A 21,560-nucleotide genomic window follows, 5' to 3' on the forward strand; every position below is an offset into this window, starting at 1 on the left:
ATGCTAATGGTTTAAAATTATAGTGAATATGAATAGTTGTTTTATATAATCATTTTAAGAAGCAATTTCAGCTTTTTTTAGAATACAAGTGTCCTGTTGTGTTCTGAGAAATTAAAATTTAAATTAGAAGTAAAAAGAAATGTAAAGCATATAAAATAGCTGGTTTTGGCATGATCTAATATTCTTTTTAGATTTAAAGAATTGTCATCAGCATAATAAAATTGAAATGTAGAAAACTAAGGCATGTAAAAAACTTCTTCTAGAGGGATAGAAACTGGAGAATTATCTGAATTTACTTCCATAATATCTGCCATAAAATCCCACCATTTTTTCACAATTTCATTGGATGCCAAATCTTGAGAACCACCTTCTCCAGCTACTTTTTGAAAAGCAAAAAGTGTACTTGTTTCTTCATCAAAAAAAATAGAATACTCGCTAACACCGTTTTCTTTTAATAACTTTTTCAATTCTGGCCATAATTCGTTGTGTCGCTTTGTGTAGGCTTCTTTTTGTCCGGAATTTAATTTCATTTTAAAGGCTAATCTTTGCATGTAAACTTATTTTAAATTGATGTGCAAGATAGAAAAAAGCAGCTAGAATTTAGATTAGTTTCTTTATTATGGTAGTTACTTTTAAAAATAGAACTTGTTTAGATTGTATTATGTTTGTTGGTGAAAATTTAGAGTTTTCTCTTATAATTTGAGTTTTTTGAAATTATAATCATTCAATAAGAACTAGTAAGAATCTGATTTTGGTTTTTTACGAAGCGCTTTTTTAACGGAATTTCTCAATTTACTTTCAGAACGTTTTTTAATTACAGATCTGCTAGGTTTGGTTGGTCTTCTTTTTTTAGGTTTTATTAAACTTGTTTTTAACAAGGTTAAAAAACGTTTGATAGCCAATTCTTTATTTTTATGCTGAGACCTTGTTTCTTCACAAAATAAAATCAATACATTTTCTTTGGTGAGTTTGGAAGCAAGTTTAGATTTTAAGCGCAATTTTTCTTCTTCAGAAAGTGCGTTAGAATTTTCTAAATCAAAAGACAATTCAATTTTAGAAGACACTTTGTTTACGTGTTGCCCACCAGCGCCAGAACTTCTAATAGCTTTAAATTGTAATTCTTTTGTAATGTTTTCTGTGTTCATTTTTTAATTCAAGATAATAGAGAATAGAACAAAGAAAATAGATAATGTTTGCTTTAAAAAGTTTTAATCTCTGTTTACTAATCTATATTCTTTTCTCTCTTTTCTTTATTTTATTTTTTTATTCTATTAATCAAAATTAGTACCAAAATCTTTATTCTGATGCATAAAGTGCATGTCTAAATCCTGCAGCGTATCAGAAAATGAATGTAAATTTTCCTTATCAGAAAGTATTTTATCAATTGCTTTTGTAGCATTTTTTAGTCTAGTTTCTTTATCGCCTTTTAATAAAATATAATTTTTGTTGTGTTTTTTAAGCGCATTTTCAAAAGCTGTAAACATTTCTAAACGTTGCTCTGGTCTGTCACGCAAATCGTCTTCTTCCCAAGGTGTATCTATATACGTTAATAAATACAAATCATATTCATTTTTATGTGCAGCTTCATCTAATTTTTCATCTACAAAACCACCATAAAATTCTTCTGAATAGACTTTTGTTTCCAACAAATCTGTATCGCAAATTAAAATTTTATCCGCTTTTTTAGCCATTTCATTCTCTAGTTTCATTTGTCCAACTGCAATGGGTAATAAATCTTGTTTTTCGCATGTTTTCCGTTTGTTATTCCATTTGTTTTGTAAATATTCGCGTGCAAACTCTGGCGCCCAAACTGTATTATAATAACGTGCTAAATGTCTAGAAAGTGTTGTTTTTCCTGTAGATTCTGGACCAAATAAAACAACTTTTATGATGTTAATTGGGTCTTGTGTAAGCGTTTTCTCCATGCTAAATAACCAAAAATGGCAATAAAAGTAAATCCAAAATATTGGAAACTTGTAAATGTAAATCCTTTATAGAAATATAAAGGTACAGAAATTAGGTCGCCAACAATCCAAAAAAGCCAGTTTTCTATTTTACGTTTTGCCATTAACCACATTCCTACAAAGAAAATAGCAGTGGTAATTGTGTCTACATATGCAACCCAAGATGTCCATTTATTAAAATAATTGTAGACTGAATATACAAAAACTAAAGTTGCTAAAAAGATCACAACAGAAATCTTTTTTTCTTTTAAATTGGTTCTAGAAATGGGTGTTACTTTTGTTTCATCTACTTTTCGTGTCCAAATATACCAACCATAAACGCTCATTATAAAATAATAGCCGTTAATCATCATGTCTCCTAAAAGTTCCCATTTTAAGAGCAAGTACACAAAAATCAAAGTGCTAATCATGCCCGTTGGAAATACCCAAATTTTATTTTGCTTAGAAAACCAAACCGATAAAAAACCAAAAATTACAGCCGTAATTTCTAAAACAATATCTGTAGTTTCATAAGTTTTGTATTGGGCAAAAAGAAAATTAAAAATTTCTAGCATTGTTTTTTTGTTGAAGGTGTAAATTTACTCTTTTCTGTTATTTCTGCCTGCGCAGGAAACTAAAAATACTATAATCTTTCAGTTCGAGTGTCGCGCTTTTTTGTGTGATGTATAGAGAGCATTGTTTTTTATTACTCAAACACTTCAAACTTGTCATTTCGACGATAGGAGAAATCTCACTAAAAACTAACAGGAGATTTTTTAACTTTATGAGATTTCTCCCAAAAGGTCGAAATGACAAAACTGTATTAAAATTATTTTGTAATTACCTTCTCAAATCCTCAAAAAAACGTTCATCATTTTCAAAAGCAGTGCCAATAACCACCAAATCTGCACCAGCATTAAAAGAATTTTCTAATTGTTGCTTAGAACGAATACCACCACCAACAATTAAAGGAATTGACAAATTCTGTTTCACGACAGTGATGATTTCTTGGCAGACTGCCTCAGTCGCTCCACTGCCAGCTTCTAAATAAATAAGTTTTTTACCAGAATATTCTCCAGCTAAAGCAGTGTTTACAATCAATTCTACATTTTCTTGAGCAATTGGTTTTGTGTTGCTTACTTTTTGAGTGGCAGTTTCTTTTTTACCATCAACTAAAATGTAGCCTGTAGGTATAATTTCTAAATTAGAATTTTTTAAAAACGGAACACTTTTTATTTGTTGTTCAATTAAATACTCAGGATTTCTGCCAGAAAGTAAACTCAAAAATAAAATTGCGTCTGCTTTTTGAGTGATTTGCGAGAAATCACCAGGAAATAAAATAACAGGTAAATGGGTTGCTTTTTTTATTGCAGAAACTATTTTTTCAGTATCATTATTTTTATCTGTACTGCCACCAACAAATATATGTGAGGCAATAGATTGATGCACTTTCTCAAAAAAAGCAGGAATATTTTTTAAAACTATTTTTTCAGGGTCAATTAAAACGGCTAAAAGTTTTTTGCCTTGTTGTTTAGCTTCTAAAATGTTTTGGTAAATAGTCACAAGTGCGAAAATACAAATTAGTTCTCGACTGCGCTCGAGCAGACAAACTTTAAAACTTTTTTACTTTTTACTTTAAAACTAATATGCAAACACACAAGTAAACCCTTCAAACTCTAAAAACTGAATATTATAAGGATAGGTTTCTCCATCAAAACGAATTTCGCCAGTAGTTTTACCATCGTCAAATCTAAAATCTTCAATAAAAATATGTTCTAAAAAACGCAGTTTCTTTTTACCGTAAATTTTATACAAACTCTCTTTTCCTCCCCAAACAATAGTTAGTTTGCTAATTTTAGCAGTTACATTTGCAATGGTGTTGTATTCTTGTATTGGCGTAAATTTATGCGCTATTTTCAAGATTTTTTCACGCTGCATTTCAATATCAATTCCAACAGGTAAATCATCAGAAATAATAATAGCAGTAAACGTAAAAGAATGCGTAATTGAAATAAATTTACCGTTTTTTAAATGCGGTTTTCCAAATTCATCATAAACCAAATCAAAATCTGTGTAACCCACTTTTTTTAGCAAGTGTCTTATACTTAAAAATCCTTTTTGATGCAACTCAGATTTCATTGATTGTAAACGTGCTGTGTTGCTTTCAGTTAAAGAAATACCTTGCTGTAAATCGGCAATGGTTTCTTCAATCTTCCAAATCAGTACTTTAGTGGTGTTATTAACCGTTAATGTTTTGTAAAGAGCCATAGAATTTAAAATGTAATTTGTACCTTTGCAGTCGCTAAAAATAGAATATAAATATACAAAATATGAGCACAAAAACAGCATACGTACCATTTAAAGTTAAAGATATTTCTTTGGCAGATTGGGGTAGAAAAGAAATAGAATTGGCAGAAGCAGAAATGCCAGGTTTAATGAGTTTAAGAGAAGAGTATGCAAATTCTCAGCCTTTAAAAGGAGCAAGAATTGCAGGTTGTTTGCACATGACAATTCAAACTGCAGTTTTAATTGAAACTTTACAAGCTTTAGGTGCAGAAGTTACGTGGAGCTCTTGTAATATTTTTTCTACACAAGACCAAGCTGCTGCTGCAATTGCTGCAACAGGTACACCCGTTTATGCTTGGAAAGGAATGAGCGAAGAAGAATTTGATTGGTGTATAGAACAAACCTTGTTTTTTGGTGAAGACAAAAAGCCATTAAACATGATTTTAGATGATGGTGGAGATTTAACCAACATGGTTTTAGATAGATATCCAGAATTGGCTTCAGGAATCAATGGTTTATCAGAAGAAACTACAACTGGTGTACATAGATTATACGAAAGAGTTAAAAACGGAACGTTGCCAATGCCAGCAATTAACATTAACGATTCTGTTACAAAATCTAAATTCGATAATAAATATGGTTGTAAAGAATCTGCAGTAGATGCAATTCGTAGAGCAACAGATATTATGTTAGCAGGTAAAAGAGTAGTAGTTTGTGGTTATGGAGATGTTGGTAAAGGTACAGCTGCTTCTTTTAAAGGTGCAGGTTCTATTGTTACTGTTACAGAAATAGATCCAATTTGTGCGTTACAAGCTGCAATGGACGGTTTTGAAGTTAAGAAATTAGAAACTGTTGTTGCAAATGCAGATATTGTAATTACAACTACAGGTAACAAAGGTATTGTTAGAGGAGAACATTTTGAGGCAATGAAAGACAAGGTAATTGTTGCAAACATTGGTCATTTTGATAATGAAATTGATGTACCTTACTTAAACAACAATAGCGAAAAAGTAGAAATTAAGCCACAAGTAGATAAATATAACATCAACGGAAAAGATATTATTTTACTAGCAGAAGGGCGTTTGGTAAATTTAGGTTGTGCAACAGGACACCCAAGTTTTGTAATGTCTAACTCATTTACAAACCAAACTTTGGCACAAATAGAACTTTGGAACAATGCAGATGCTTATAAAAACGAAGTGTATATGTTACCAAAACATTTAGACGAAAAAGTAGCAAAATTACATTTAGCTAAAATAGGCGTAGAGTTAACAGAATTAAGCCAAGACCAAGCAGATTATATTGGTGTAACACAAGAAGGCCCTTATAAGCCAGAGCATTACAGATATTAAAATTAGTTATTAGTTTTTGGTTGTTAGTTTTTAGTAAACCAACCTCAGCTAAAATAGTTTGTCATTCCTGCGCAGGCAGGAATCTCATAAAATTTTAAAACCTTTCCATTAATTTGGGAAGGTTTTTTCATTTAATATTGAGCTTGTCGAAATATGGGCGTTTTAACGGGCTTTCGCTACTCGCTTTTTTGTTGAAAAAACAAAAAGAGCTCAAACAGACCGCTCAATCCCTAACGCGAAAAAACTTTTAGCATTTTTAAAAGTGCATTGTAACATCGAGTGAATTTGATTTTTTATCAAATTTGTATCGAGCTGTTTTTATTTAATTTCTTATTACTTCTTTTATATCTTTACAATTCTAAAAATAATAATACAAATTGAAAAAAAGACAACTCCTTTCTATACTTGCCATTATCATTTTAATAGCTGTTTATGGTTACGAGCATTTTTTAAATAACAAAGAAGAAAATAATGTTATAGAAAATGGCAAAACTCCAAAAGCCACCACAAATCAATATTTTTTACCAACAAGCACAACCAATCAAGTAGTACATCATCAAAATTATTCACTTTCTTACAGTGAAAAGCATGAACAGGCAGAGTGGGTTGCTTATGAATTAAAAGAAAATCATTTAAGCAGAACTAACCACAAAAGACCTTATTTTGAAATAGACAAAGCTGTAAAAACAAAAGCTGCACATTGGCGTAATTATAAAAAATCCGGTTATGATAGAGGACATCTGTGTCCTGCAGGCGATAGAAGATTTACAAAAGCAGCACATGATGAAACTTTTTTAACAAGTAATATAAGTCCACAAAAACACAGTTTTAATGCAGGTATTTGGAATCGTTTAGAACAAAAAGTACGTTATTGGGCAAAGAAAAATAACGGAGTGTTTGTGGTTACAGGTGGTATTTTAGAAAATAATTTAAAAACTATTGGTAGTGAGAATGTTGCTGTGCCAAATCAATTTTACAAAATAATTTTAGACAATACAAAAGGAAAAATAAAAGTATTGGCTTTTTTAATGCCACACAAAGAATCGAATTTGCCTTTGTATAAATTTGTAGTGCCTGTAGATAAAATAGAGGCATTAACAGGTATTGATTTCTTTGCAGAATTAGATGATAAAATCGAAAAGAAACTAGAAGCGTCTAATGCTTACAAAAACTGGAGTTTTTAATAGTATAGCAATTTTTATTTAAAAATTATAAATCATACACTAGCGTTATATTTTTTATTAGTTGAATGCTGCAAAGCATAATTATTTTCAATAAAAAACTCCTATCATTTCTTGCAAATAATAGGAGTTTTTTGCTTTTGAATTTAAAATGAATGCTAGTTCTTCACTTTCTTTACACCGCCTTCATGGTCTAAAACAATTTTTTCATCTCTGTATTTACAACAAGGATGCACAGATGCATAAGCCTCTTCTGCAGCAATAAGTTTTTTACCTTTTTCTAAAACAATGTCATGCCCAACTGCCATAATGTTTTTTTGAACGGTGCTAACATCAGTTTTACGCTCGTCCATAATTAGGTTTAATTGATGACTTTTTACATCCCAAATGGCAAATTTTACACCTTTTGTTTTTAAAGCAGCTTTTTCTATTCGTGTTTTGCACATGCCACAAATACCATCAACTTCCATAGTTATTTTTGCATTTTTTTTCTTTTTTACAGTTTTTGCTTCTTGCGCTTGTACAGAAAAACCAATTAAGAATAAACTGAATACTACTATTATTTTTTTCATTTTTATTGTTTTTTAAGATTGCTGTTAGTTCTTGTGTCACGCTTTTTGGCGTGATTTATCAAGAACATTTTTTGTTAATTATTTTTTTTACACTTATTATTTAATCCCAATCTGTGGGCTACTTTATTTTAAATCGTAAACCTGCATAAATAGAGCGTCCAAATATTGGCTGAAACACAATTGTAGTATCAAAATTTGCGCCAAAAGGATTATCACTAGCTAAAACAGGATTATTTTGTTGTACGTTGGTTAAATTTTCTCCTCCTAAATATACTTCAAATTTGTTAGAAAATACTTTGGTTATTTGTGCGTGTAATAAACTAAATCTTTCCGTAGTTTCTGGCAATTGATATTGAGTAGGATTACTACTTGTGTTTGGTAAACGTTGTCTGCCAATATTATTAAAAGTAGCGTCAAATTTCCATTGTTTTGCATTTTCCTCAGCAACTGTTTCATAAGAAAGATTTGCAAAAAACCGATTATTTGGCTGAATTGGTTTTTGTAAGTTTCCACTTTTATAATCTGTAGTAATATCAAAGTATTTAAAAGCGGTTCTTAAATTAAAACCTTTTGCAATGTTATAATTTATTTCTACCTGAAAACTATCTGCAATACTTTTTCCATTTAAATTGTAAAAAGAAATTTCTTGCGGATTTTCCCAATCTACCACTACTTGGTTTGTAAAATCTGTTCTGTAAAAATCGAAAGTAATGTCTGCTTTTCTATGAAATAAATTAAATTTCTGCAAATAAGAAACTCCATAATTCCATGCAATTTCTGGGTTTAATCCATAGATGTTTCCACCAACATCATCAATATTTATTTGTCTAGTACTTGCAAATAATTGTTGGTTTTCTGCAAAAATATTTGCGCTTCTTTTTCCTCTTCCTGCAGAAGCTCTAAAAATACCTTTTTCCCAAGGCACATATCTTAAATGAATTCTTGGTGTTAAAAAAGTACCTAGCAAGTTATGCGTATCTATTCTTAAACCTGCAGTTAGGCTAAAATCATTTAAATTATCAAAAGCATACTCAAAAAAACCACCGAATGAATTTTCTGTTCTGTTAAAGTTTGTGGTGTTTGCCAATTCATCATAATTGTCATGTGTAAAACTTAAACCCGTTTTAAATGTATTTCTAGTATCTCCAATAATCGATTTAAAAATAAAATTAGAATATACACTTTCATGTTTAATATCGTAAATATTGCGCCCAAAATAAGAATCTTGTTGGTGGTTGCTATAGGCAACCTGCAAACTAAAACTTTGAAAAGGAAGTTCCGGAAAAACATAACCAATTTTAGTAGAGGTTTCAAAACGTTTGGTGTCTATTTCGCTCCCCCAAACTTCGTTTCCAGTTAAGGTGGTGTTTGGGAAAACCCTGTTTGTTTCTGGATTAAAATTTAGTTCTCCCGTTTGTTTTTCATCATTTAAAAAACGTACGTTTAAAAATCCAATCCAACCATTTTGGGCATCTGTATATTGCCAACGATTCATTACATTAATTTGATTTGCTAAAGGCATATCTAAAAAATTATCGTTGTTATTATCAAATTTCTGTCCTCTGTAATTGCCATGAATGTATAAACCTGTTTGCCATTTATCTGAGATTTTTTCGTTAAAATGCGTGTTTAATTCCAAACGTCCCATTTGCGAACCATAAACGTTTATAAAGAATTTATTATCAGAAAATGGTTTTACCAATTCTGCATTTATTTGTCCAGAAATACTCTCAAAGCCATTTACAACAGAACCTGCGCCTTTTGTAATTTGTATACTTTCTACCCAAGTTCCTGGAGTAAACGTTAAACCAAAAGTTTGTGCAGCACCTCTAATAGAAGGTACATTTTCTTGTGTAATTAATAAATACGGACTTTTTAAACCTAACATTTGTATTTGGCGTGTTCCTGTTAAAGCATCAGAAAAACTAATATCTATAGATGGGTTTGTTTCAAAACTTTCTGCCAAATTACAACAAGCTGCTTTTAAAAGTTCATCATTATTTACGGTAAAAGTGTTGGCAGTTGCAAATAAAGATCTCTGTACAGCATCTCTTTTGATTTCAATAGTAATTTCGTCTAAAGAACCTTCTGGAGTTATAAAATGATGAATTGTTTCTAAACTAGTAATTGTTAAAGTGTCTGTTTTGTAGCCAATGTAACTAACTACTAATTTTTTATATTCTTTTTTATAAGGAATTGTAAACCAGCCTTTGTTGTTTGTAATTGCACCAACATTTGTGTTTAGCCAATTTACAGTTGCACCTGGTACACCTAAATTGTTTTTAGGATTTTCTTTGTCCATAATCATTCCTTTTAACTCAGTTTGAGCATAAAAAAATGTGGAAAAAAGTAGCAGGAAACTACTTAATATAAATGTTTTCATTATGTTTTAATTTTTATTGAAATTTTGAATATTGTGGTGTAGAATTTCCATTAAAATGGAAATAACAATTTCAAAAGAGGTTATAATGATAAAAAACCATCATAATTTCTTTTCAATAAAAAATCAAATTAAAAAAGATTGGAATAAAACCTGATAATCTCTAGGAATATCTGGTGGAGAAAAATCTTTATAGTATTTGTTTTCTGAAGATTTATCGGAAAATAATTGCTGATAGGATATTAAAAAGGAAGTAAAAAATTGTTGTTTCTTAAGATCGAATTTTAGCTCTGTATTAGGTTGTAGTTCGTCTTGACCTTCAAAAGTGTGCGTTTCGTCTGTACAGCAGTTCTTCTTTTTAGTTATGGCTTGTTGTTCCATTTCCATTCCGCAATCTTTAGCATTGCCAGTAAAAGAAACGTCCATTAAGAATTCTCCACAATAATGGCTTTCTACCGTAAAAGAAAAGGTAGAAAATAGCACTAAAATGGCTAAAAGTGTACTTGTTATTTTGGTTATTCTACTTTGCATAAATACTTTACAAATTTACAAAAAGTAAAATAGAAGTATTTGTTAAAATTATTTTTTATTTATTTTCTGAAAATAAAATGCAGGTAATAATATAAGCAGAAATAAAGGATGAATTAAGAATCTGCGTATGTAAAATGGGAGTAAATATCCATTTTTAAATTGGTTATTAAGCAAAAATGTAAATGCTACAGATAAAATTACAAAAGCTATAATTAAGAAGATACTTGTAAATTTTATATGATCTTTTTTTTCAAAAACTGTATAAATAATTGCAAGAGTTATTATTGCGTTTAGGCTATACCTAAGTGTATAACTTAGCATTAATGCGTAGGTATCTAAAGTTGGTATTTTGGTGTAGAGGTAATCGTTTTTAAAATATATAATTAAAGGATCATAAAACACTTCTGCAGCAAAAGATCTTACTATAAATAAGGCAGCAATAGATATGAATAATAAAAAAGCTTTTAAAAATTTATTCATTCTTTGTATTTCGAAAATTTATTAACCCATATTACCCAAAGTAAAAATACAGCGCCATATATTATGGCAGGAAAAACTAAATTATGCAGCAGATCTTGTTGGTTAGGGTATTTATAAATCATAAAAGATAAAAATGCTATTCTAGCTACATTTATGCCATATATAAATGCACTTCCTAAAAGTGTATAAATAATTGTGGCTTTAACACTGCCAGCAAAAGCAATAATAAAAGCAATAAATAAAATTATAATACTAATAGAGTTGCAGCCTTCTATAACTCTGGCAGTATATTTGTTATTAATTAATAACTTTACAGAGAGTTCTTTTTCATGCTGAATAGCATTAGCATTAAGTTTGAAAATATCTAGTAAAAATACGGTTTGATTTGCAACAAGTGTAGTTACAGATGCGGTTTTAAAAACAGGTTTTTTTTGTTGAGAATTTTTTAAATAGGTAGCATAAATTACAAATAGTAGCGCATAAGTAACAAAAAATCGTATTAGAAAAATGACTACCTTTTTATGTTTATTCACAATAGAATTTCATTTAAATTTGCAATATTAAACAGTAACAAATATATAAAAATGGAGCTTGATATAGTAAAAAACGAAATTGATGTAATTTTTAACAAAGAAAATAGTACAGCAAACAAATTACAAGCAGTTTGCGATTATTTAGAAACTACAATCTCTTATTACGATTGGGTTGGTTTTTATTTTAAGAATGCAGATAAAAATGAGTTGAAACTAGCGCAATACACAGGAGAGGAAACAGAACACACCATTATACCTTTTGGAAAAGGAATTTGTGGGCAAGTAGCGGTATCTAATAAGAATTTTGTTGTGCAAGATGTTTCTGAGCAAGATAATTATATTTCTTGTGGCTGGAAGGTAAAGTCTGAAATTGTGATTCCTATTTTTGTAAATAATGAAAATATAGGGCAAATAGATATAGATTCGCATACTGCAAATATTTTTACAAAAAACGACGAAAAGCTGTTGGAGTATGTGTGTGAAAAAGTAGCCAAAATTCTTTAATTACTTATTACTTCTATTTTTTTTTGTACTTTTGAGTGAAATAATTAAACTTTTACATAGTTTCTAATCATTTATCCCTAAATAATGAGAGAAAAACAACACCTTACTCCAGTTGCTTATAAAGCAGTTAATTACGATAGTATTTCTAAAGAAAAAAAATCATGGACGCACGCCATAGTAGCATGGTTTCATAATTTCTTAGAATCTGCAGAATAGTTTTTTATCCCCTAACATTTAAGAACCCTTAGAAATGAAGAAAACAAAATCAAGTTTTTTAGCAAAAATAATTAGTTTGCCTAAAAAGAGTCAGCAAAAAAAAGAACCCCGTAATTACAGTGCTTTAGTAGAAAGTTTTAAAACTAAGGTTTTGATTAAGTAGTTGTTAATTACTTCTGTTTTTTGTTACTATCTTTTATTGTTGCAATACGTTGCTTTTACTACTTTTGTGTGTTTAATAACACAACTATAAATGAATACTTCTAAAACAATTAAATCCGCATTAATTTCGGTATTTCACAAAGATGGTTTAGCACCAATTGTACAAAAATTAAACGAGTTAAATGTAACCATATATTCTACTGGTGGAACAGAAAAGTTTATAAATGAACTAGGTATAAATGTAGTTCCTGTAGAAGACGTTACCTCTTACCCTTCTATATTAGGTGGAAGAGTAAAGACTTTACATCCAAAGGTTTTTGGAGGAATTTTAAACAGACAAGACCATGAAGGAGATGTTGCAGAGTTAAAAGAATATGATATTCCGCAGATAGATTTAGTAATTGTAGATTTATATCCTTTTGAGAAAACAGTAGCATCTGGTGCGCAAGAACAAGACATTGTAGAAAAAATTGATATTGGAGGTATTTCTTTAATAAGGGCCTCTGCTAAAAATTTTAAAGATACATTTACAGTATCTTCTATGGAACAATATGATGAATTTTTAGAAATTTTGTCAGAAAATAAAGGAACCACTTCAATAGAACAAAGAAAGAAATTTGCGGCCAAATCGTTTAATATATCTTCTCATTACGATACTGCAATTTTTAATTATTTTAATAATAATACAGAGCCTGCTTTAAAAGTTAGTGAAACAAACGCGCAAGTTTTACGTTATGGTGAAAACCCACACCAAAAAGGTTATTTCTTTGGAGATTTAGAAGAAATGTTTGATAAACTGCATGGAAAAGAATTGAGCTATAACAATCTTTTAGATGTTGATGCAGCTGTAAATTTAATAGAAGAATTTAAAGGAGAAGACCCAACTTTTGCGATTTTAAAACACAATAATGCTTGCGGTTTTGCACAGAGAAAAACCATTCATCAAGCTTATGTAGATGCATTAGCAGGAGACCCAGTTTCTGCCTTTGGTGGTATTTTAATAGCCAACACAGAAATAGATGCACCAACTGCAGAAGAAATTCATAAATTATTTTGTGAAGTAGTTATAGCACCAAGTTTTTCTGATGATGCTTTAGCTATTTTAAAAGGTAAAAAGAATAGAATTATTTTAATTCAGAAAGATGTTGCTTTACCAAGTACAACCATTAGAACTTGTTTAAATGGTAATTTAGTGCAAGATAAAGATAGTGTTACAGATCAATTATCAGATTTAAAATATGTAACTGCGAAGAAGCCAACAACGTCAGAAATTGCAGACTTGTTATTTGCTTCTAAATTGTGTAAAAACACAAAATCAAACACCATTATTTTGGTTAAAAATAAGCAGCTGTTAGCAGGAGGTACAGGGCAAACAAGTAGGGTAGATGCATTAAACCAGGCAATAGAAAAAGCTACTTCTTTTAAATTTGATTTAAATGGAAGTGTAATGGCAAGTGACGCTTTTTTCCCTTTTCCGGACTGTGTAGAAATTGCCGATAAAGCAGGTGTTAAAAGTGTAATTCAGCCAGGAGGCTCTATAAAAGACCAATTAAGTATAGATTATTGTGATGCTAATAATATTGCAATGGTTATGACTGGTACAAGACACTTTAAACATTAATTTAATATAGCTTACTTACAACTATAATTTTAGTAGATTTGTAATGAGATAGTTAAAATATAATTATATACATATTTTTATGGGTTTTTTTGATTTTATGACCGAAGATATTGCGATCGATTTAGGGACCGCAAATACTTTAATAATTCACAATGGGAAAGTGGTTATTGACAGTCCTTCTATTGTTGCAAGAAATAGAGTTTCGGGTAAAATTATTGCAATTGGTAAAGAAGCCAATTTAATGCAAGGAAAAACCCATGAGAATATTAAAACAATTAGGCCTTTAAAAGATGGTGTAATTGCAGATTTTCAGGCATCTGAAGAAATGATTAAGGAGTTTGTAAAACAAATACCTTCTATTAAGAAAAAGTTATTTCCACCAGCGCTTAGAATGGTTATTTGTATTCCTTCTGGTATAACAGAGGTAGAAAAACGTGCTGTACGCGATTCTGCTAAGCATATGAACGCCAAAGAAATTTATCTAATTTATGAGCCAATGGCTGCAGCTATTGGTGTAGGCGTAGATATTATGGAACCAAAAGGTAATATGATTATTGATATTGGCGGAGGAACTACAGAAATTGCAGTAATTGCTTTAGCAGGTATTGTTTGTGATCAGTCTGTAAAAGTTGCAGGAGATTTATTTACGAATGATATTATGTATTACATGCGTACCCAACATAATTTACATGTTGGAGAAACTACAGCAGAAAAAATTAAAATAAAAATTGGTGCCGCTACAGAAGACTTAGAAACACCACCAGAAGATATGTTGGTGCAAGGTAGAGATTTGTTAAGTGGTAAACCAAAACAAGTACAAGTATCTTACAGAGAAATTGCTAAAGCACTAGATAAATCTATTTTAAGAATAGAAGATGCAGTTATGGAAACCTTATCTAAAACTCCACCAGAATTGGCTGCAGATATTTATAATACTGGTATTTATTTAGCAGGAGGTGGTTCTATGCTAAGAGGTTTAGATAAACGTCTTTCTAGAAAGACAGATTTGCCAGTTTACGTTGCAGAAGATCCTTTAAGAGCTGTTGTAAGAGGTACTGGTATTGCTTTAAAAGAATTAGATAAATACAAAAACGTATTAATGAAATAATTTTTTTAGAAACGTATTACAATGCAACAACTAATTTACTTTTTTCAAAAGTTTAAATATTTTTTATTCTTTTTGATGTTGCAGTTTATTGCACTTGGGCTTAGTTTTAACAACTTAAATTTTCAAAAAAGTAAATTTGTTAACTCTGCTAATGCCGTAACCGGTGGTTTTTATAACAAAGCCTCTAATATTTCTAGTTATTTTAATTTAAAAGAAGTAAATACCAGTCTTTTAGAAGAAAATAGATTACTTAGAACCCAGTTACACCAAAACAAGTACAATAATATAGCTATAGATTCTACAATAATAGACACTTTAAAATATTTACAAAAATTCACATATACAAGTGCAAAAATTATTAACAATAACTACACAAATGCTTTTAACTTTCTAACCATAAACAGAGGAGAAAAGCATGGTATAGAAAAAGAAATGGCTGTGATTAATAGCAAAGGCATTATTGGTGTTACCGATAATGTAAACGCTAACTATACTAGAGTGCAGTCCATTTTAAATGAAAACAGTAAGTTAAATGCACGTTTAAAAAATAGCAGATATTTTGGTACTTTACAGTGGAATGGTAAAGACTATAATACAGTACAGTTGATAGACATACCAAGACAAGCTCCCATAGAAATTGGAGATACTATTGAAACAGGAGGTAAATCTGCAATTTTTCCAGAAGGAATTTTGATAGGTAAAGTAATAAATGTAAATAGTAATAAAACCGTTAATAACGCCATAGACGTTCAGTTATTTAATGATATGAGTAATCTAGAGCCGGTTTACGTAGTTAAGAATTTACATAAAATAGCAATTCAATCTATAGAAAACATACAAGATGAATAAGAAAATTTATTTTTTAATTCTTTTTGTTGTTCTAGTGTTTTCACAAGTTTTTGTATTCAACAATATTTTGTTTTTAGGCTATGTTAATCCTTACCTTTATATTGCCTTTATATTTTTATACCCATTAAATAAAAATAGATTTCTCTTTTTATTTTTAAGTTTTTTGCTAGGTTTAAGTGTCGATTTTTTTTTAGATTCTGGAGGTATTCATGCCTTTGCCACCTTAACTATTGGTTATTTACGTTTATTTTTTATAAAGGTATACTTAAAAAAGTATGAAATCGATTATCCTTTTTTTAAATTACATGCAGAAGCCTTTGGAAAAGTTTTTAACTATGTAGTAACTTTAACACTCATACATCATTTTATATTATTTTCTTTTGCTAATTTTAGTTTTCAAAATATAACACATGTATTATTAAATACACTTTTGTCTAGTGTATTTACTTTGCTATTATATTTCTTGGCAATATTTATATTTACTAAAAAACAGTAATGCAAAAAAGTAGTTTACTTTATTCTTTAATTACCTTAGTAGGTGTTATTTTTATTGGTCGTTTATTTCAGCTTCAAATTATTAGGGGTGAAAGTTACGATCCAATACATAATGCTGCTGTAAAAGTAATGTATGATTACCCAGAACGTGGTTATGTTTATGACAGAAACGGAAAATTGTTAGTGGCTAATCAGCTTTCTTATGATGTTATGGTGCAACCAAATCAAGTAAAACCTTTAGATACCTTAGAGTTTTGTAGTTTATTAAAAATTACAAAAGAAGAATTTTTAAAAAAGTTTAAAAAAGCTAATAATTATGCTCCATGGTTACCTTCCGTTTTTCAAAAACAGTTGGCAAAAGAAGATTTTGCTTTTTTACAAGAAAAGCTACATAAATATCATGGGTTTTTTATTCAAAAGAGAACTATAAGAGAGTACCCTATAAATGCTGCGGCAAATGTTTTGGGTTATATAAGTGAAGTTAATGAAGCTTTAGCAAAAAAAAGTGATTATTACCAACCAGGAGAATTAATTGGTAAAAATGGTATAGAAAGTCAATACGAACAATTTTTACGTGGAAGAAAAGGTAAGAAATTATACAAAAGAAATAATTTAAATAAAATTACCGGTTCTTATAAAAATGGAAAAGCAGATACTTTAGCTATCAACGGAAAAGACCTTACATTAACATTAGATATTGAGTTGCAAAAATACGCACAACAATTAATGAAAGGTAAAAGAGGAGGTATTGTTGCTATAGAGCCTTCGTCTGGAGAAATCTTGGCTTTGGTTACCGCTCCTTCTTACAATCCAAATATGTTAGTAGGTAGAAAACGTTCAATAAATTCTACCATTTTATTTAATGATAAAATAAGCAAGCCAGCCTATGATAGAGGATTGTTAGCGGCATATGCGCCTGGTTCTCCTTTTAAAATGATGAATGCATTAATAGGTTTACAAGAGGGAGTTATTAATGCAAATACTAGCTTTTATTGTTATAATGGTTTTAAATACGGAAAAAGGAAAAATGCTTTTATGGGATGTCATTGTGGTATTTTTGGCAGACCTATTTCTTTAAAAACAGGAATAGCGAAATCTTGTAACAGTTATTTTTCAAACACATATAAGAGAATTATAGAGAAAGAAAATAAACCAACACAAGGTTTAAATAATTGGGCAAAGCATGTAAAAAGTTTTGGCTTGGGCAATTATTTAGGGTACGATTTGCCTGCCGGAAGTCCTGGTTTAATACCTACAGGAGATTATTATGATAAAAGATTAAATTACAGATGGAATGGTTCTTCCACAATTTCTAATGCAATTGGGCAAGGAGAGGTTTTAACTACACCAATACAATTGGCTAACTTTACAGCAGCTATTGCAAACAGAGGTTATTTTTATACACCACATATTTTAAAGGAAATAGAAAAGAAACCCATACAAGATAGTACGTATACGGTTGCAAAAACAACAACCATAAATAAAGAACATTTTGAACCGGTTATAGAAGCAATGCATGAAGTATTTAAAACAGGAACAGGAAGGTTTAGCCAAGTAAAAGGAATTGAGATTTGCGGAAAAACTGGAACTTCAGAAAACTTTGCAATAGTTAATGGCAAAAGAGAACAATTAGCAGATCATTCTATTTTAGTGGCTTTTGCACCTAAAGATAATCCTAAAATTGCATTGGCTATTTTTGTAGAAAATGGTGGTTATGGTTCTACTATTGCAGCGCCAATTACAAGTTTGCTTATAGAGAAATATTTAAAGGGAGAGATTACTTCAGAAGTTTCTAAGTACAGAGAAACAAAAATGATTAATTTAAGTTTGCAGTCTGAGTATGATAAATTAATAGCTAAACCAACAGAAGAAATTGCGTCAAGAACAAAATAATATTTTTGCAAATATAGACTGGCTTTTAGTATTAATTTTCACAATCTTAGTGGGTTTTGGTTGGGTTAATATTTATTCGGCCTCTAAAACAGTAGACGCAACTGCACTTTTAAGTTTTAGTACTAAATATGGTAAACAACTTATTTTTATAGGTTTAACCATTCCATTAATTGTTGGTATTTTATTTTTTAATGGAAAGTACTATGAAAAATATTCTAGTATTTTTTATATTATATCTCTAATCTCATTGTTATTATTGTTTCCTTTTGGAAAAGAGATAAATGGTGCAAAGTCTTGGTTTAACTTTGGGGTATTAGGTTTGCAGCCTTCTGAGTTTGTTAAAGCCTTTACAGCCCTTGCTGTTGCAAAATTATTAAGTGATAGACAGTACAATTTTAAATTGATTAAAAATCAAATTAAAGCTTTCATTATCATTTTTACACCCGCATTTCTTATCATATTGCAGCCAGATGCGGGTTCTGCTGTTATCTATTTAGCTTTCTTCTTTGTATTGCAAAGAGAAGGTTTAACGCAAAATTATATAATTATTGGTATTGTGGTAATTGTACTTTTTATTTTTACTATTTTATTTGGTACTAGTCTTGTTTTGGGTACTTTATTACTCTTTATTTCACTTTTTACGTTTTATTTGTTTTATAAAGAAGGCAAACGCTTTTTGCGTTTTAATTGGCATAAAATTTTGGGGCTATATACAGTTGCTACGCTATTTATTTTAGGAACAGGTTTTGCTTACAACAATATTTTTAAACAACACCAAAGAGATCGTTTTGAAGTTTTATTAGGTTTAAAAACAGACAATCAAGGTGTAGGTTATAATTCTTATCAATCAGAACTCACAATTAGTTCAGGTAAAATAACAGGCAAAGGTTTTTTAAAAGGAGATTTAACGCAAGGAGATTTTGTGCCAGAACAACATACAGACTATATTTTTAGTGTAATAGGAGAAGAATGGGGCTTTTTAGGTAGTTCTATTGTAATTTTACTATTTATGTGCTTAATGTATCGTATTATTTATTTAGCAGAAACACACACTAATAAATTTGGTAGAATTTATGGTTATGGTGTAGCATCGCTACTTTTCTTTCATGTAGTTGTAAACGTAGGTATGGTAATTGGTTTGTTGCCAACTGTAGGTATTCCGTTACCATTTTTTAGTTATGGTGGTTCTTCTTTATGGGGCTTTACTATTTTACTGTTTATTTTTATTCGTTTAGATGCCCACAAAAATTACGATTGGTAAAGATTTTCTCATCAAACAAAAGGTAAAAAAAAAGCAAAAAAAAACTCTAAATTTAAAATTCAGAGTTTTTAATAATTTGGTAACTTACTTACTACAAAGAAGCTACGTGTTTTGTTAATTTAGATTTTAAATTAGCTGCTTTATTCTTGTGAATAATGTTTTTGTTAGCCAATTTATCTAACATAGAAATAACTTTAGTTAAGCTTGTCTCTGCTTCTTTTTTATCTTCAACAGCGCGTAAGTCTCTAACAGCATTACGTGTAGTTTTGTGCTGATACTTGTTGCGCAGTCTTTTTGCTTCGTTACTTCTGATTCTCTTTAATGCTGACTTATGATTTGCCATAATTTCTTAATTCGTTTTTTATTAAAACTTTTGTAGTCCGTACGGGAATCGAACCCGTGTTACATGGATGAAAACCATGCGTCCTAACCCCTAGACGAACGGACCATAACAATTATTATTGTCTAATTGCGGGTGCAAATATACAACGTTTTTTAAATTCTGCAATTATTTTTAAAAAAAAATTACTTTTTTTTCGAAAAAAAATAAAATTTGCCATAAAACAACTAGTATGCTACCTTGTTTTTAATATGCTTTTGCAAATAAAACTCTTTTTGTTGATGGTTTTCCAGTTAAAATACATACTCCTGCTTCTTCCTTAGCATCATTTGGTATACATCTAATAGTTGCTTTGGTGTATTCTTTAATTCTATCTTCGGTTTCTTCTGTACCATCCCAATGTGCAGATACAAAACCACCTTTGTTTTTAATTACTTTTTTAAATTCCTTAAAATCGTCTACTTCTGTGGTGTGCTCTGCTCTAAAGTCTATTGCTTTTTTAAATAGATTTTGCTGTATGTCTTCTAAAAGATTAGCTACAACATTTACAACTTCATTTGCAGCTACCGTTTGTTTTTCAAAAGTATCTCTTCTTGCAATTTCAACTGTTCCGTTTTCTAAATCACGATTTCCCATTGCTATTCTTACAGGTACACCCTTTAGTTCGTATTCTGCAAATTTAGCACCAGGTCTAAAAGTATCTCTTGTATCAAATTTTACAGAAATACCCTTTGCGCGTAGTTCTTTTACAAGCGGATTTACTTTTTCAGTAATAGCATCTAATTGTTCTTCATTTTTATATATAGGCACAATAACTACTTGTATTGGCGCTAATTTTGGAGGTAAAACTAAGCCAGCATCATCAGAATGTGTCATTATTAACCCGCCAATTAATCTTGTAGAAACACCCCAAGAAGTTGCCCATACATATTCCTTTTTTCCATCTTTAGAGGTAAATTTTACATCAAAAGCTTTTGCGAAATTTTGACCTAAAAAATGGCTGGTACCTGCTTGTAATGCTTTACCATCTTGCATTAATGCTTCTATTGTTAACGTATCTTCTGCGCCTGCAAAACGCTCGCTATCAGACTTATATCCTTTTATTACAGGCATTGCCATAAAACGCTCTGCAAAAGTAGCGTAAACTTCTTGCATTTGTTTTGCCTCTGCAACTGCTTCGTTTTTGGTAGTATGTGCAGTATGGCCTTCTTGCCATAAAAACTCTGCAGTTCTTAAAAATAAACGCGTACGCATTTCCCATCGTACAACATTTGCCCATTGGTTTATAAGTAATGGTAAATCTCTATAAGACTGAATCCAACCTTTATAGGTGTTCCATATTATGGCCTCAGATGTTGGTCTCACTACCAATTCTTCTTCTAATTTTGCCTCTGGATCTACCCTTAATTTGCCTTCATTATCTGGGTCGTTTTGCAACCTATAATGTGTAACTACAGCACATTCTTTTGCAAAACCTTCTGCGTTTTTTTCTTCGGCCTCAAATAAACTTTTTGGTACAAATAATGGAAAATAAGCATTTTCATGACCTGTTTCTTTAAACATTCTATCAAGTTCTGCTTGCATTTTTTCCCAAATAGCAAAACCGTAAGGTTTTATTACCATACAGCCTCTTACAGCAGAGTTTTCTGCCAAATCTGCTTTTACAACTAATTCGTTATACCATTTAGAATAATCGTCTTTTCTTTTTGTTAAATGTTTACTCATAATTAAATGTTTGGCACAAATATTGTTATCTTTAGGTTGAAATTATTGTTGAACCAATGTTTTGTACATAAGAATACAAAACTACTATAAAAAGGTTAAAACAACTAAAGTTTAAATTTTTTGTTTAA

Annotated in this window: 22 protein-coding genes and 1 tRNA gene; 9 read left to right on the forward strand and 14 right to left on the reverse strand. The window is 30.2% G+C overall.

The window, feature by feature from the left end; genetic code table 11:
* Positions 1–236 precede the first annotated feature (236 nt).
* The 6 genes from rhaM to Q0684_RS03010 form a co-directional block, all read right to left on the reverse strand.
* Positions 237–551, reverse strand: a complete 315-nt coding sequence (gene rhaM / locus Q0684_RS02985) for an L-rhamnose mutarotase (protein ID WP_299012556.1) — start codon at positions 549–551, stop codon at positions 237–239.
* A 183-nt stretch (positions 552–734) separates the two neighbouring features.
* Positions 735–1,145 carry an alternative ribosome rescue aminoacyl-tRNA hydrolase ArfB gene (arfB, locus tag Q0684_RS02990; protein ID WP_299012557.1) on the reverse strand — a complete coding sequence of 137 codons (411 nt, stop codon included), beginning with the start codon at positions 1,143–1,145 and terminating at the stop codon, positions 735–737.
* Between the two features lie 126 nt (positions 1,146–1,271).
* Positions 1,272–1,925: an ATP-binding protein gene (locus Q0684_RS02995; RefSeq protein ID WP_299012558.1), complete on the reverse strand. Its 654-nt coding sequence runs from the start codon at positions 1,923–1,925 to the stop codon at positions 1,272–1,274.
* Positions 1,886–2,518, reverse strand: a complete 633-nt coding sequence (gene pnuC, locus Q0684_RS03000; RefSeq protein WP_299012559.1) for a nicotinamide riboside transporter PnuC — start codon at positions 2,516–2,518, stop codon at positions 1,886–1,888. Before pnuC ends, Q0684_RS02995 begins: the two co-directional genes overlap by 40 nt.
* A gap of 265 nt (positions 2,519–2,783) precedes the next feature.
* Positions 2,784–3,506 (reverse strand): geranylgeranylglyceryl/heptaprenylglyceryl phosphate synthase, encoded by a 723-nt coding sequence (locus Q0684_RS03005; RefSeq protein WP_299012560.1) that lies wholly within the window; start codon positions 3,504–3,506, stop codon positions 2,784–2,786.
* Positions 3,507–3,584: 78 nt separating this feature from the next.
* A complete protein-coding gene (locus Q0684_RS03010; RefSeq protein WP_299012561.1) occupies positions 3,585–4,211 on the reverse strand; it encodes a 4'-phosphopantetheinyl transferase superfamily protein in 627 nt (208 codons plus the stop codon).
* A 62-nt stretch (positions 4,212–4,273) separates the two neighbouring features.
* Here Q0684_RS03010 and ahcY point away from each other — a divergent pair, with 62 nt between their 5' ends.
* Together ahcY and Q0684_RS03020 are read left to right on the forward strand one after the other, a co-directional pair.
* Positions 4,274–5,581 (forward strand): adenosylhomocysteinase, encoded by a 1,308-nt coding sequence (gene ahcY, locus Q0684_RS03015; protein WP_299012562.1) that lies wholly within the window; start codon positions 4,274–4,276, stop codon positions 5,579–5,581.
* Positions 5,582–5,958: 377 nt separating this feature from the next.
* Positions 5,959–6,765: a DNA/RNA non-specific endonuclease gene (locus Q0684_RS03020; protein ID WP_299012563.1), complete on the forward strand. Its 807-nt coding sequence runs from the start codon at positions 5,959–5,961 to the stop codon at positions 6,763–6,765.
* Between the two features lie 155 nt (positions 6,766–6,920).
* Here the strand turns inward: Q0684_RS03020 and Q0684_RS03025 are convergent, their stop codons facing one another.
* From Q0684_RS03025 to xrtF, 5 genes are all read right to left on the reverse strand, one after another.
* Entirely contained in the window at positions 6,921–7,334 is a 414-nt protein-coding gene (locus Q0684_RS03025; RefSeq protein WP_299012564.1) for a cation transporter, read from the reverse strand.
* A gap of 118 nt (positions 7,335–7,452) precedes the next feature.
* Positions 7,453–9,717: a carboxypeptidase-like regulatory domain-containing protein gene (locus Q0684_RS03030; protein WP_299012565.1), complete on the reverse strand. Its 2,265-nt coding sequence runs from the start codon at positions 9,715–9,717 to the stop codon at positions 7,453–7,455.
* 123 nt (positions 9,718–9,840) lie between these two features.
* A complete protein-coding gene (locus Q0684_RS03035) occupies positions 9,841–10,245 on the reverse strand; it encodes a hypothetical protein (protein ID WP_299012566.1) in 405 nt (134 codons plus the stop codon).
* A gap of 48 nt (positions 10,246–10,293) precedes the next feature.
* On the reverse strand, positions 10,294–10,725 hold the full coding sequence (locus Q0684_RS03040; RefSeq protein ID WP_299012567.1) for an exosortase F system-associated protein: 432 nt from the start codon (positions 10,723–10,725) through the stop codon (positions 10,294–10,296).
* Positions 10,722–11,258, reverse strand: a complete 537-nt coding sequence (gene xrtF, locus Q0684_RS03045) for an exosortase family protein XrtF (RefSeq protein WP_299012568.1) — start codon at positions 11,256–11,258, stop codon at positions 10,722–10,724. The genes Q0684_RS03040 and xrtF overlap by 4 nt, the downstream gene beginning before the upstream one ends.
* Positions 11,259–11,309: 51 nt before the next feature.
* Here xrtF and Q0684_RS03050 point away from each other — a divergent pair, with 51 nt between their 5' ends.
* The 7 genes from Q0684_RS03050 (at position 11,310) to rodA (ending at position 19,367) form a co-directional block, all read left to right on the forward strand.
* Positions 11,310–11,762, forward strand: a complete 453-nt coding sequence (locus tag Q0684_RS03050; RefSeq protein ID WP_299012569.1) for a GAF domain-containing protein — start codon at positions 11,310–11,312, stop codon at positions 11,760–11,762.
* Positions 11,763–11,846: 84 nt separating this feature from the next.
* Positions 11,847–11,978 carry a hypothetical protein gene (locus tag Q0684_RS03055; RefSeq protein ID WP_299012570.1) on the forward strand — a complete coding sequence of 44 codons (132 nt, stop codon included), beginning with the start codon at positions 11,847–11,849 and terminating at the stop codon, positions 11,976–11,978.
* A gap of 253 nt (positions 11,979–12,231) precedes the next feature.
* Entirely contained in the window at positions 12,232–13,761 is a 1,530-nt protein-coding gene (gene purH / locus Q0684_RS03060; protein WP_299012571.1) for a bifunctional phosphoribosylaminoimidazolecarboxamide formyltransferase/IMP cyclohydrolase, read from the forward strand.
* A 79-nt stretch (positions 13,762–13,840) separates the two neighbouring features.
* A complete protein-coding gene (locus tag Q0684_RS03065) occupies positions 13,841–14,869 on the forward strand; it encodes a rod shape-determining protein (RefSeq protein ID WP_299012572.1) in 1,029 nt (342 codons plus the stop codon).
* Between the two features lie 21 nt (positions 14,870–14,890).
* On the forward strand, positions 14,891–15,718 hold the full coding sequence (gene mreC, locus Q0684_RS03070) for a rod shape-determining protein MreC (protein ID WP_299012573.1): 828 nt from the start codon (positions 14,891–14,893) through the stop codon (positions 15,716–15,718).
* 495 nt (positions 15,719–16,213) lie between these two features.
* A complete protein-coding gene (gene mrdA, locus Q0684_RS03075; protein ID WP_299012574.1) occupies positions 16,214–18,106 on the forward strand; it encodes a penicillin-binding protein 2 in 1,893 nt (630 codons plus the stop codon).
* On the forward strand, positions 18,087–19,367 hold the full coding sequence (gene rodA / locus Q0684_RS03080) for a rod shape-determining protein RodA (protein WP_299012575.1): 1,281 nt from the start codon (positions 18,087–18,089) through the stop codon (positions 19,365–19,367). Before mrdA ends, rodA begins: the two co-directional genes overlap by 20 nt.
* Positions 19,368–19,458: 91 nt before the next feature.
* On the opposite strand, the gene rpsT is transcribed toward rodA, so the two are convergent.
* From rpsT to proS, 3 genes are all read right to left on the reverse strand, one after another.
* Positions 19,459–19,710, reverse strand: coding sequence for a 30S ribosomal protein S20 (rpsT, locus tag Q0684_RS03085; protein ID WP_299012576.1), 252 nt, complete (start codon positions 19,708–19,710; stop codon positions 19,459–19,461).
* A 33-nt stretch (positions 19,711–19,743) separates the two neighbouring features.
* Positions 19,744–19,815, reverse strand: a tRNA-Glu gene (locus Q0684_RS03090).
* Between the two features lie 138 nt (positions 19,816–19,953).
* Positions 19,954–21,432, reverse strand: coding sequence for a proline--tRNA ligase (proS, locus tag Q0684_RS03095; RefSeq protein ID WP_299012577.1), 1,479 nt, complete (start codon positions 21,430–21,432; stop codon positions 19,954–19,956).
* Positions 21,433–21,560 lie beyond the last annotated feature (128 nt).

It is taken from the genome of uncultured Polaribacter sp. (assembly GCF_947503875.1).
Lineage (GTDB): Bacteria > Bacteroidota > Bacteroidia > Flavobacteriales > Flavobacteriaceae > Polaribacter.

Coding starts and splice junctions, on each gene's coding strand:
- Q0684_RS03065 (WP_299012572.1), top strand. CDS start 13,841: ATGGGTTTTTTTGATTTTATGACCGAAGATATTGCGATCGATTTAGGG.
- pnuC (WP_299012559.1), bottom strand. CDS start 2,518: ATGCTAGAAATTTTTAATTTTCTTTTTGCCCAATACAAAACTTATGAA.
- Q0684_RS03040 (WP_299012567.1), bottom strand. CDS start 10,725: ATGAATAAATTTTTAAAAGCTTTTTTATTATTCATATCTATTGCTGCC.
- mreC (WP_299012573.1), top strand. CDS start 14,891: ATGCAACAACTAATTTACTTTTTTCAAAAGTTTAAATATTTTTTATTC.
- Q0684_RS03025 (WP_299012564.1), bottom strand. CDS start 7,334: ATGAAAAAAATAATAGTAGTATTCAGTTTATTCTTAATTGGTTTTTCT.
- proS (WP_299012577.1), bottom strand. CDS start 21,432: ATGAGTAAACATTTAACAAAAAGAAAAGACGATTATTCTAAATGGTAT.
- Q0684_RS03010 (WP_299012561.1), bottom strand. CDS start 4,211: ATGGCTCTTTACAAAACATTAACGGTTAATAACACCACTAAAGTACTG.
- Q0684_RS02995 (WP_299012558.1), bottom strand. CDS start 1,925: ATGGAGAAAACGCTTACACAAGACCCAATTAACATCATAAAAGTTGTT.
- ahcY (WP_299012562.1), top strand. CDS start 4,274: ATGAGCACAAAAACAGCATACGTACCATTTAAAGTTAAAGATATTTCT.
- rhaM (WP_299012556.1), bottom strand. CDS start 551: ATGCAAAGATTAGCCTTTAAAATGAAATTAAATTCCGGACAAAAAGAA.
- arfB (WP_299012557.1), bottom strand. CDS start 1,145: ATGAACACAGAAAACATTACAAAAGAATTACAATTTAAAGCTATTAGA.
- Q0684_RS03055 (WP_299012570.1), top strand. CDS start 11,847: ATGAGAGAAAAACAACACCTTACTCCAGTTGCTTATAAAGCAGTTAAT.
- rpsT (WP_299012576.1), bottom strand. CDS start 19,710: ATGGCAAATCATAAGTCAGCATTAAAGAGAATCAGAAGTAACGAAGCA.
- Q0684_RS03030 (WP_299012565.1), bottom strand. CDS start 9,717: ATGAAAACATTTATATTAAGTAGTTTCCTGCTACTTTTTTCCACATTT.
- Q0684_RS03050 (WP_299012569.1), top strand. CDS start 11,310: ATGGAGCTTGATATAGTAAAAAACGAAATTGATGTAATTTTTAACAAA.
- mrdA (WP_299012574.1), top strand. CDS start 16,214: ATGCAAAAAAGTAGTTTACTTTATTCTTTAATTACCTTAGTAGGTGTT.
- Q0684_RS03035 (WP_299012566.1), bottom strand. CDS start 10,245: ATGCAAAGTAGAATAACCAAAATAACAAGTACACTTTTAGCCATTTTA.
- purH (WP_299012571.1), top strand. CDS start 12,232: ATGAATACTTCTAAAACAATTAAATCCGCATTAATTTCGGTATTTCAC.